The organism is Streptococcus sciuri (assembly GCF_024814375.1).
Lineage (GTDB): Bacteria > Bacillota > Bacilli > Lactobacillales > Streptococcaceae > Streptococcus > Streptococcus sciuri.
Genome location: NZ_JANUXX010000012.1, coordinates 21,295 through 32,218 on the forward strand (window position 1 = coordinate 21,295; position 10,924 = coordinate 32,218).

10 protein-coding genes and 1 tRNA gene are annotated in these 10,924 nt (G+C 38.1%); 10 read left to right on the forward strand and 1 reads right to left on the reverse strand.

Annotated elements, in window-relative coordinates; translation table 11 throughout:
- The first annotated feature begins 2 nt into the window (after window positions 1–2).
- The 4 genes from NXS10_RS08245 (at window position 3) to NXS10_RS08260 (ending at window position 5,224) form a co-directional block, all read left to right on the forward strand.
- Entirely contained in the window at window positions 3–416 is a 414-nt protein-coding gene (locus tag NXS10_RS08245; RefSeq protein ID WP_259139377.1) for an MORN repeat-containing protein, read from the forward strand.
- Window positions 413–2,194 carry an acyltransferase family protein gene (locus NXS10_RS08250; protein WP_259139378.1) on the forward strand — a complete coding sequence of 594 codons (1,782 nt, stop codon included), beginning with the start codon at window positions 413–415 and terminating at the stop codon, window positions 2,192–2,194. The genes NXS10_RS08245 and NXS10_RS08250 overlap by 4 nt, the downstream gene beginning before the upstream one ends.
- Before the next feature lie 192 nt (window positions 2,195–2,386).
- Window positions 2,387–3,871, forward strand: coding sequence for a threonine synthase (thrC, locus tag NXS10_RS08255; protein WP_259139379.1), 1,485 nt, complete (start codon window positions 2,387–2,389; stop codon window positions 3,869–3,871).
- Between the two features lie 57 nt (window positions 3,872–3,928).
- The gene (locus tag NXS10_RS08260; RefSeq protein WP_259139381.1) at window positions 3,929–5,224 is read left to right on the forward strand and encodes an MATE family efflux transporter; all 1,296 of its coding nucleotides are present in this window, start codon (window positions 3,929–3,931) and stop codon (window positions 5,222–5,224) included.
- Window positions 5,225–5,251: 27 nt separating this feature from the next.
- Here the strand turns inward: NXS10_RS08260 and NXS10_RS08265 are convergent.
- Window positions 5,252–5,334: transfer RNA gene (locus tag NXS10_RS08265), tRNA-Leu, on the reverse strand.
- A gap of 158 nt (window positions 5,335–5,492) precedes the next feature.
- Here NXS10_RS08265 and rsgA point away from each other — a divergent pair.
- The 6 genes from rsgA (at window position 5,493) to purR (ending at window position 10,777) form a co-directional block, all read left to right on the forward strand.
- On the forward strand, window positions 5,493–6,365 hold the full coding sequence (gene rsgA, locus NXS10_RS08270) for a ribosome small subunit-dependent GTPase A (RefSeq protein WP_259139382.1): 873 nt from the start codon (window positions 5,493–5,495) through the stop codon (window positions 6,363–6,365).
- 9 nt (window positions 6,366–6,374) lie between these two features.
- Window positions 6,375–7,037: a ribulose-phosphate 3-epimerase gene (gene rpe, locus NXS10_RS08275; protein ID WP_259139384.1), complete on the forward strand. Its 663-nt coding sequence runs from the start codon at window positions 6,375–6,377 to the stop codon at window positions 7,035–7,037.
- On the forward strand, window positions 7,030–7,662 hold the full coding sequence (locus tag NXS10_RS08280; protein ID WP_259139386.1) for a thiamine diphosphokinase: 633 nt from the start codon (window positions 7,030–7,032) through the stop codon (window positions 7,660–7,662). The genes rpe and NXS10_RS08280 overlap by 8 nt, the downstream gene beginning before the upstream one ends.
- A gap of 1 nt (window position 7,663) precedes the next feature.
- On the forward strand, window positions 7,664–8,932 hold the full coding sequence (locus NXS10_RS08285) for a DNA recombination protein RmuC (RefSeq protein ID WP_259139388.1): 1,269 nt from the start codon (window positions 7,664–7,666) through the stop codon (window positions 8,930–8,932).
- Window positions 8,922–9,860 carry a 3'-5' exoribonuclease YhaM family protein gene (locus NXS10_RS08290; RefSeq protein WP_259139390.1) on the forward strand — a complete coding sequence of 313 codons (939 nt, stop codon included), beginning with the start codon at window positions 8,922–8,924 and terminating at the stop codon, window positions 9,858–9,860. The genes NXS10_RS08285 and NXS10_RS08290 overlap by 11 nt, the downstream gene beginning before the upstream one ends.
- A gap of 98 nt (window positions 9,861–9,958) precedes the next feature.
- Window positions 9,959–10,777 carry a pur operon repressor gene (purR, locus tag NXS10_RS08295; RefSeq protein ID WP_259139392.1) on the forward strand — a complete coding sequence of 273 codons (819 nt, stop codon included), beginning with the start codon at window positions 9,959–9,961 and terminating at the stop codon, window positions 10,775–10,777.
- Window positions 10,778–10,924 lie beyond the last annotated feature (147 nt).

Below are 10,924 nucleotides of genomic sequence, written 5' to 3' on the forward strand. Positions count from 1 at the left end.
ACATGAAAACACAAATGCAAAAACAAAGGTGGCGGTTTCCTAGCCTATCACGAAGTAAGTGGGAATTGCTTGTGGTGTTCCTTATTCTCATCTGTGGCTTTACAGTTTTTAGTGTCATCTGGCAGTCAAAAGGAACCTTAGTTTATAACAGTACAAATGGTCAGATAACCTATACAGGAATAATTGTTAATCACAGAATAAATGGTCAAGGGCAGCTCACTTATCCGAATGGTGATATCTATAAAGGTCATTTTGCTAATGGTATATTTAACGGTCAAGGGACTTTTATAGCTAAAAGTGGCTGGTCTTATACTGGCGAATTTAGCAATGGGAAACCTGATGGTCAAGGGACGCTAAAGGCTAAGGATGGCAAAGTTTATAAAGGAAAATTTAAACAGGGAATTTATCAAAGATGAGGATAAAATGGTTTTCACTGGTACGAATTACGGGATTATTACTCGTTTTACTCTACCATTTTTTCAAGAACATCTATCCAGGTGGATTTATTGGAGTTGATGTCTTTTTTACTTTTTCAGGCTATTTGATTACAGCCCTACTGATAGATGAATATGCTAGAAATAAGAAGATTAACTTGATAGGCTTTTATAAACGACGGTTTTATCGTATAGTTCCACCGCTTGTATTGATGATTTTAGTCAGTGTTCCATTTGTCTTTTTGGTACGCAGTGATTTTAGAGCAGGTATCAGTCAGCAAATTCTAGCAGCTATTGGTTTCACGACAAATCTTTACGAGATTTTAACGGGTAGTAGTTATGAATCACAATTTATTCCTCATCTTTTTGTACATACATGGAGTTTAGCTATTGAGGTGCATTTTTATTTATTATGGGGATTTTGTGTCTGGTGTTTAGCGCAAAAATCACGTAATCAACAAGGCTTACGTGTACAGATTTTTCTCATTTCTTTAGGGATTTTCTTGGTGAGCTATCTGAGTATGTTTATCCGTTCTTTTTTCGTTGGCAATTTATCAAGTATTTATTTTTCAACGTTATCTCACATTTATCCGTTCTTTTTTGGAGCTATTTTGGCTACTTTCTCAGGGGTGAGAGAAACAATGGGACGGTTTAGACGCACTGTCAATAAGTGGAGCTTGCGACGTGCTTTAATTACTCTACTTTTAGGATTTTTAGGACTTTTATTGCTGACGTTTTGGCTTAATTTTGAAAGTCGTCTGACCTATCTTTTTGGCTTTTTGTTGGCTAGTATTTTTGCTTCTGTGATGATTTATGCAGCGCGTGTTTTACATGAAAAGACACCGACAATTGTCGAGCCAGCAATAGTAACTTATATCGCAGATATTAGTTATAGCTTGTATTTATTTCATTGGCCATTTTATATTATCTTTAGCCAAATGGTTGCTAATTGGGCAGCGGTTCTGTTGACACTTCTCTTTTCAATAATTTTTGCGACACTGTCCTTTTATATCATCGAGCCATATATTGCAGGAAAAGCAGTGAAGATTTTATCTGTTGAGCTTGATTTATCCTCCTATCGAAGATGGTTTATGGGAGGTGTGACTGTACTTGGTCTTATTACTCTTATTACCATGACGACAGCTCCATCAGTAGGCCGTTTTGAGTCGGGATTACAATCCAATGCCTTAACGCAGGCACAAAGCTCACTCAATAGGACACATACTTTACTAGCAGGAGATGCCAATGCTTTAAGTGATATTGCGATTATCGGAGACTCTGTTGCTCTTAGATCAAGTGCAGCTTTTTCTGAGGAGATGCCAGAAGCTCAATTGGATGCAGCTGTTAGTCGAAATTTTGAGGGAGCTTATGATATTTTTGACAATAGCATCAAAAATAACAGTTTATCGAAGATTGTCGTTCTTGCAGTAGGCGTTAATTCTCTAGACAATTATCAAGCAGAGTTGCAAAGGTTTATCAATGCTCTTCCAAAAGGACATCGTCTTGTTTTTGTGACACCCTATAACGGCAAAAATATCACCGAGGTCAAAGAAGTTCGTGATTATGAGGTTCAACTGACTAAAAAATACAGCTATCTAGCTGTTGCAGACTGGTATCAAACAGCTGTGGATAATCCTGATATTTGGGTGGGAACTGATGGTGTTCACTATAGTGATGCGACTACCACTGGAGCAACACTCTACGTACAAACGATTAAAAAGGCTGTGCAAGAAGTCGCTAAAGGTACAGCTAAGTCTTAATCTAAATCTACAAGAAAAGAAGCTAGTCTAAACTGCACCCCAAAAGTTGGACACGAAAAAACCCAATTTTTTGGGGTCAGCACAGTACAAACGTGGCTTTTTTCTTTTTAAAAAAGAAAAAATAGGCTCAAATTTTCTGAAAATTGTGCTATAATGTTGCTTATAGACTATCTTTATGAGCGAGGAAAGACAATGACACTACTCTATCAATCAACACGAGATGCACAAAATAAAGTGACAGCTAGTCAAGCGATTCTACAAGGTTTAGCGACTGATGGCGGGCTGTTTACTCCATTAGAATTTCCAGAGGTTAATCTTGATTTTACCCAACTGAAAGATGCTAGCTATCAAGAAGTGGCAAAATTGGTGTTAGCAGCTTTTCTGGATGACTTTACTGCAGAAGAACTGGATTACTGCATTAGTCATGCTTATGATGAAAAGTTTGATACTGAGATTATTGCACCGCTGATAGCATTAGGCGATCAGTATAATTTGGAACTTTTTCATGGTTCAACTATAGCCTTTAAGGATATGGCGTTATCTATCCTCCCCTATTTACTGACAATATCTGCTAAGAAGCAAGGTGTAGATAACAAGATTGTTATCTTGACAGCGACTTCTGGAGATACTGGAAAGGCTGCTATGGCTGGTTTTGCAGATATAGAAGGTACTGAGATTATCGTTTTCTACCCCAAAGATGGTGTCAGCAAAATTCAAGAGTTACAAATGATTACTCAAGAAGGTAGCAATACTCACGTTGTTGCTATTGATGGCAATTTTGATGATGCTCAAACAAATGTCAAAGCCATGTTTAATGATGTAGACTTGCGTCAGCGTTTGTTGTTGAAAAAGACACAATTTTCTTCAGCAAATTCCATGAATATTGGACGTCTCGTACCACAAATTGTCTATTATGTGTATGCTTATGCGCAGTTGGTTAAAACGCATCAAATCACTGCTGGTGATAAGGTTAACTTTACGGTGCCAACAGGTAATTTTGGTAATATACTTGCAGCTTACTATGCTAGTCAGATTGGTGTTCCTGTTGGTAAGCTAGTCTGTGCTTCTAATGAAAATAACGTCCTGACAGATTTCTTTACGACAAAGACGTATGATAAAGTGCGTCCATTTAAAGTGACAACAAGCCCATCCATGGATATTCTGGTATCTTCTAATTTAGAGCGTCTGATTTTTCACCTTGTTGGCAATGATGCCGAAAAAACGAAAGTCTTGATGACAGCTCTGGCTACTGATGGTCATTACACGCTTGAGGATGTTAATCCTGACATTTTTGAGATGTTTGCAGCAGGTTTTGCAACTGAAGCTGAAACTGAAGCTGAGATTAAGCGTGTTTATGAAGAAAATAACTATATTGAAGATCCTCATACAGCTGTGGCTTCCAGTGTTTATCAGCGCTATAGAGAGCAAACTAAAGATACAAGACCAACTGTTATTGCCTCTACAGCCAGTCCCTACAAATTTCCACGTGTAGCAGTTAGAGCTGTCAATAATCGTGATAGTGGAGATGATTTTAAGGCAGTCGCTGATTTATATAAATTATCAAAAGTTGCTATTCCAAAGGCGATTGCTGATTTAGATAAAGCAATAATCAAGCATAACAAAGTAGTTGCTAGCCAAGACATGCAAAAGGTAGTAGAATCTTATCTAGGACTCTAGTCTGACTACACAAGAAGGTTGAGATAAGTTCTCAGCCTTTTATGGTACAATAGAAACATGACACAAAGAGAATCCTATAATTATAGAAAACAATTGTTTCATCTGGCTATTCCAGCGATGGCAGAAAATATCTTGCAGATTTTGATGGGGATTACAGACAGTTATTTAGTAGCTCATCTTGGTCTTATTGCTATTTCAAGTGTTTCAGTTGCTAATAACATCATCACTGTCTACCAAGCGATTTTTATCGCCCTTGGATCCGCTGTTTCCAGTCTTGTTGCTAAGTATTGTAAACAGCGTTATTACACAAAAAAATTGCAATTACAAGCAGATAGCTTAGTACTCACGTTCTTGATAAGTTTGATTTTGGGCTTACTATCTATTTTTGGAGGACGTTTTTTTCTAACAACTTTAGGGACAACAAAAGAGGTTAGCCAACTTGGTTGGCTTTATCTTTCTGTGGTAGGTGGTGGTATCTTTAGCTTAGGTTTATTGACGACTCTAGGTGCTATCCATAGAGCACAAGACCGACCACGTATTCCTATGTATGTGAGTGTCTTGACTAATGTTTTAAATGCAGTTCTTTCCGCACTTGCTATAACAGTTTTTGATTTTGGTTTGGTAGGAATTGCTTTATCAACGGTACTTTCTCGCTTAGTCGGTGTGATTATCTTAGCAAATATGCTAGATCTGATGCCTATCTTAAAGTATGTGCGTTGGTCTATTAGCAAAACTCTTGTCACCATGACACTTCCTATTGCTGGTGAGCGTTTGATGATGAGAATTGGAGATGTGGCTATCATTGCTATCGTTGTTAGCTTTGGAGTCAAGGTAGTTGCGGGAAATGCTATTGGTGAGACGATAACACAGTTTAACTATATGCCAGGAATGGGGATGGCAACGGCAGTTTTAATTTTAGTGGCACAAGCATTTAGTGAAAAAGATTTTGATACCATTCATAAAATTCTACGAAAATCTTATATTTACTCGGCTATGATGATGCTTTTTGTAGGTGGCTGTGTGTATTTGTTATCACCTTATCTGCTTTCTTTTTTCACCAATGATTTAACGGCTAAAAAAGCAAGTATTCTTGTTGCGTTGTTGTCATTTTTAGGTGAACCGGCTACTGCTGGAACTTTGATTTTCACTGCACTTTGGCAAGGTCTAGGAAAACCTAAATTTCCTTTTTATGCAACAACTATTGGAATGTGGGGGATACGTATCTTTTTAGGATACGTTTTGGGTGTATTACTAAGCTTAGGACTTGCTGGTGTTTGGTTAGCAACCATCGCAGATAATCTCTTTCGCTGGGTAATTTTGAGCTGGAGGTATCATGTTTATCAAAAAAGATGAGAAGAGTCTCTCATCTTTTTATCATACTGCGGAGAAAGGGATTTGAACCCTCACGCCCTAAAGGGCACATGCGCCTGAAGCATGCGTGTCTGCCGTTCCACCATCTCCGCTAACTATTCCATTATAACGCTTTTTTTACGGAAAGAAAAGAACAAGACAATATTTTTAAGAACAGTAGCACATATTATCTGAATGAACTTTCATGTAAGCCTTTTTATAAAATTTTATGGTATAATAAAATTATTCACAAAACTAAGAAGGAGTTCATTTGCGAGGAAGAATCATAAAATCGCTAGCAGGCTTTTACTATGTGGAGTCTCAGGGAAAAGTGTATCAAACACGTGCGCGTGGTAATTTTAGACGAAGAGGTGAAACTCCGTATGTGGGAGACTGGGTTGACTTTAGTGCCGAAGAGCAATCAGAGGGGTATATCCTTGCTATTGATGAACGCAAAAATGGCTTAGTACGTCCGCCGATTGTTAACATTGACCAAGCGGTTGTTATTATGTCTGCTAAGGAGCCAGATTTTAATATCAATTTGTTGGATCGTTTTTTGATTTTGTTAGAGCATAAAGAGATTAAGCCTATTATCTATATCTCTAAGATGGATTTATTAACAAATAGGGTAGATATGTTATCGTTAAGAGGGAATTATCAAACGATTGGTTATGATTTTTGCTTAGATTTATCAGATTTATTACCTCTGTTGGCAAAAACAGTGACGGTCTTTATGGGACAGACGGGTGTTGGTAAGTCAACGTTGCTAAATAAAATCGCTCCCGAGCTTAGTCTAGAGACTTCCTCTATTTCAGAAAGTTTAGGAAGAGGGCGTCACACGACACGAGCTGTTAGTCTTTATGATGTCGCAGGTGGTAAAATTGCAGATACACCGGGATTTTCTTCTCTAGATTATGAGGTGAACTCCGCTCAAGATTTAAGTGAAGCTTTCCCTGAGATGCAGCATTTTAGTCATAACTGCAAATTTCGCTCTTGCACACATACCCATGAACCTCATTGCGCAGTCAAGTCAGCACTAGAATCTGGTGACATTATGCACTCTCGATATGACAATTACCTTCAGTTTCTTAGTGAGATTGAAAATCGTCGTGAAACTTATAAAAAAACACTAAAAAGAAAGTAGGAAAAGTTTATGTATCCAGTCAAAATCGCCCCATCGATTCTCGCTGCAGATTATGCTAATTTTGCTGGCGAATTAAAACGCATTGAAGAGACAGGAGCCGAATATGTACACATAGACATTATGGATGGTCAGTTTGTACCAAATATCAGCTTTGGAGCGGATGTTGTGGCGAGCATGCGTAAACACAGTAAACTTGTTTTTGATTGTCATCTCATGGTGATTAACCCAGAGCGCTACATAGATGCTTTTGCACAGGCCGGTGCTGATATTATGACCATTCATGTGGAGGCAACCAAGCATATCCATGGTGCTCTTCAAAAAATTAAAACTGCAGGTATGAAAGCAAGTGTCGTTATCAATCCTGGAACACCTCTTAAAGCTCTTTTACCAGTTTTAAGTTTAGTTGATCAAGTTTTGATTATGACAGTCAATCCTGGTTTTGGAGGTCAGGCATTTATCCCAGAAATGTTAGATAAAGTAGCAGCTTTAGCACATATCCGCAGAGAAAAAGACTATCACTTTGATATCGAAGTGGATGGTGGTATCGACAACACAACGATAAAGGCAGCAGCTAAAGCAGGAGCAAACGTTTTTGTGGCTGGTTCATACCTTTTTAAAGCAGAAGATTTGGTTGCCCAAGTAGCTACTTTGCGTACCGCACTCAATGACTAGTGTAGCCATTTTAACTGGAGGGACACCTAGCTTTATTCCTAAAGTCTATGATTATTATGTCGGAGTAGATAGAGGTGCTTTTCGTCTCTTAAAAGAACATTATCCACTACATCTTGCTATTGGGGATTTTGACTCGGTTACACCTGCAGAGCTGGATTATCTCAAAAGCAAAGCGAAATTTTTGGTGCAAGCGCCAAAGGAAAAAGATGATACAGATACTGAAGTCGCTCTCAGAGAGGTTTTTTCACGCCATCCAGAGGCTCAGGTTACGGTGTATGGCGCTTTTGGTGGAAGAATTGATCATTTTTTGAGTAATGTCTTTTTGCCTAGTCATCCTGAGTTAAGAGACTTTATGAGACAGATAAGACTATGTGATTCGTGCAACCTTCTGCGTTATTATCCTGCTGGGACACATACCATATTTCCTTCTTGTGATAAAGATTATCTTGCTTTCGTAGTGGAGGGAGATGGGAAACTTACTATTTGTGGTGCGAAGTACGAGCTAAAAGACCACAATTATTTTAGTCAAAAAGTGTATACAAGCAACGAATTTATTAACCAGCCTGTCACATTCACTTTAGATAAGGGCTATGTTATAGTGATTGAAACTAGAGATTGGAGGTAATATGTCTATTTTTATTTTTTTGATTGCCTTAGTGACTTTAGTGACTGTTTTATTCTTGTTGAAAAAAATAGAAATTCTACAAAGTCGGTTTCAAAAAAATCTGGAAAACTACGCTGATAATCTCTCAGAACAATTATCGTATCAGGCGAATTTAGCTCAGAAAGAACAGCTCTTGGCACTCAATCAGCAGCTTAGTCAGGTTCAAAATGAAATTTATGCTCAATTGGCGGATATTCGAGATGTTTTGCACCGAAATCTTCTTGAGAATCGTGATCGTACGGATAAACGTTTGCAAGATATGACGGACAATCTCAACCGTTCTGTTAAGAATATGCAACTCTCAAACGAAGATCGTCTTGAGCAAATGCGACAAACTGTGGAAGAAAAATTGGAAAAGACCTTGCAAACTCGTTTACAAGTCTCTTTTGAGACCGTTTCAAAACAGCTTGAAAGTGTCAATCAGGGTCTTGGTGAAATGAAATCAGTTGCAAAAGATGTTGGCAGTCTCAATAAAGTCCTGTCCAGTACCAAAACAAGAGGTATCATGGGAGAACTACAGCTTGGGCAAATTATCGAAGATATTCTGACAGAAAGTCAGTACGAAAGAGAGTTCTCAACAGTTAAAGGTTCAAGTGAACGTGTGGAGTACGCAATCAAGCTTCCTGGGGCTCAAAATCATCATGTTTATCTCCCAATTGACTCTAAATTTCCTCTTGAGGACTACTATCGCCTAGAGGATGCTTATGAGTTAGGAGATAAGGAAATTATTGAGAAACATCGCAAAGCACTGCTTTCTAATATCAAACGCTTTGCTAAGGATATACATAAAAAATACTTACATCCACCAGAAACGACCAATTTTGGGATTTTATTTTTACCGACTGAAGGACTTTATGCTGAGGTGGTACGTAATGCAACGTTCTTTGATCGACTTCGTCGTGATGAAAACATCATTGTAGCAGGTCCTACGACGTTATCAGCTCTGCTTAATTCGCTTCAAGTCGGTTTCAAAACGCTCACCATTCAAAAAAATGCCGATGATATTAGCAAAGTTCTTGGCAATGTGAAAGTCGAATTTGGAAAGTTCAGTGCAATGTTGCAAAAGGCACAAAAACAGCTTAATACAGCTAGCAAAAGTATTGATAGTTTGCTGACGACACGAACGGATGCTATTACACGGGCTCTTCATACTATTGAAAATTACCAAGATCAAGATACCCAGCGTTTGTTGGCAATTTCACCATTACAAGAGGAACAAAATGAAGATTAAAGACATGAAAAAAGATGAACCCTTTGAAGGTTTTTATCTGATTAAAAGAGCTGAAATGCGGAAAACACGTGCAGGAAAAGACTATATTTCTCTGACCTTTCAGGATGATAGTGGTGAGATTTCAGGTAATCTTTGGGATGCGCAACCACATAATGCCAAAGAATTTGTTACAGGTCAGGTTGTTTATATGATGGGTAGACGTGAGGTTTATAACGGTATGCCTCAGGTCAATCAACTTACTTTGCGCTTACCTAGAGAGGGCGAGCCAAATAACCCAAGAGATTTTAAAGAAAAATCTCCTGTTAATATCATAGAAATCCGAGATTACCTAGAACAGATTATGTTTCGCATTGAAAATGCGACTTGGCAGCGATTGGTCAGAAATCTTTACCGCAAGTATGATAAGGAATTTTATCATTATCCTGCAGCAAAAAGTAATCATCATGCATTTGAGTCTGGCCTTGCCTATCATACAGCTACTATGGTACAGCTAGCTGATAGTATTAGTGATATTTATCCTCAGCTCAATAAAAGTTTGCTCTTTGCTGGAATCATGTTGCATGATCTCGCCAAGGTTATTGAGTTATCAGGACCTGACAGCACTGAGTATACTGTTCGAGGAAATCTTATTGGTCACATTGCTTTGATTGATGAGGAAATCACAAAAACCTTGGTAGAACTTGGCATTGATGATAGCAGGGAGGATGCCATTGTCCTCCGTCATGTTATCCTTAGCCATCATGGTTTGTTAGAGTATGGAAGTCCTGTTCGTCCTCGTATTATGGAAGCTGAGATTATCCATATCATTGACAATCTGGATGCCAATATGATGATGATGTCTACAGCTCTTAGTCGCATTGATAGTGGAGAGATGACCTCACGTATTTTTGCTATGGACAATCGCAGTTTTTATAAACCAAAACTTTAAAAAAGCCAATCAAAGTGGACATTTTTACTAGGAATGTTCGCTTTTTGTGAAATATGATATAATAAAAACAAAAATGATAAGAAATGGAGGCTTCTCAGATGAAATTAAGACGTAGCGAACGTATGGTTGTCATCTCTAATTATCTGATTAACAACCCCTATCAACTCACGAGCCTAAATACATTTGCCACTCAATATGAAGCCGCTAAATCTTCTATTTCAGAGGATATTGCTATTATAAAAAAAGCTTTTGAAGAGGCTGGCATTGGACATATAGATACCTTAACGGGTGCTAGTGGTGGTGCTATTTTTACACCTAGCATTGACTTGGATGAAGCAAAGACTATTATTGAGGAATTGCGTAGTCGCTTATCTGAAAGCGATCGCATCTTGCCTGGGGGCTATATCTATTTGTCAGATTTATTGAGTACACCTTATATTTTAAAAAATGTGGGTCGCATTATCGCAAGTCAATTTAAGAATCAAAAAATAGATGCTGTCATGACGGTTGCTACCAAAGGAGTGCCTCTAGCTAATGCTGTTGCTAATGTCTTAAATGTTCCCTTTGTCATTGTACGCCGTGATTTGAAAATCACAGAAGGATCAACCGTGTCTGTCAATTATGTATCCGGATCAAGTAACCGTATTGAAAAGATGTTTCTTTCAAAACGTAGTCTGCAACCGCACAGCCGAGTTTTGATTGTTGATGACTTTTTAAAGGGCGGAGGGACAATATCGGGAATGATTAGCCTTTTGAAAGAGTTTGAAAGCGATTTGGCAGGTGTTGCTGTTTTTGCAGAAAATGCTCAGGAACAGCGTGAGTGTCTCTTCTCTTATACTTCTTTATTAAAAGTTAATAGTATTGATGTCACTAATAATACAATTCAAGTTGCTACTGGAAATATTTTTGATATTTAACTCAACTTTTTTCAAAGTTGTTTTTTTTTGCACAGATTACGAATAGAGAAAGTAAGGAGGAAGAAGGAGCTTATGCGAATTTCTGAAACAAAACACTTACTAGCTACCTTATTCATAAGTATTACCTTATCAGCCGCCCCTGGACAA

Excerpts from the sequence above, each read along its gene's own strand:
- rpe (WP_259139384.1), top strand. The coding sequence starts at position 6,375 with ATGTATCCAGTCAAAATCGCCCCATCGATTCTCGCTGCAGATTATGCT.
- NXS10_RS08280 (WP_259139386.1), top strand. The coding sequence starts at position 7,030 with ATGACTAGTGTAGCCATTTTAACTGGAGGGACACCTAGCTTTATTCCT.
- thrC (WP_259139379.1), top strand. The coding sequence starts at position 2,387 with ATGACACTACTCTATCAATCAACACGAGATGCACAAAATAAAGTGACA.
- NXS10_RS08290 (WP_259139390.1), top strand. The coding sequence starts at position 8,922 with ATGAAGATTAAAGACATGAAAAAAGATGAACCCTTTGAAGGTTTTTAT.
- NXS10_RS08245 (WP_259139377.1), top strand. The coding sequence starts at position 3 with ATGAAAACACAAATGCAAAAACAAAGGTGGCGGTTTCCTAGCCTATCA.
- NXS10_RS08285 (WP_259139388.1), top strand. The coding sequence starts at position 7,664 with ATGTCTATTTTTATTTTTTTGATTGCCTTAGTGACTTTAGTGACTGTT.
- NXS10_RS08260 (WP_259139381.1), top strand. The coding sequence starts at position 3,929 with ATGACACAAAGAGAATCCTATAATTATAGAAAACAATTGTTTCATCTG.
- purR (WP_259139392.1), top strand. The coding sequence starts at position 9,959 with ATGAAATTAAGACGTAGCGAACGTATGGTTGTCATCTCTAATTATCTG.
- NXS10_RS08250 (WP_259139378.1), top strand. The coding sequence starts at position 413 with ATGAGGATAAAATGGTTTTCACTGGTACGAATTACGGGATTATTACTC.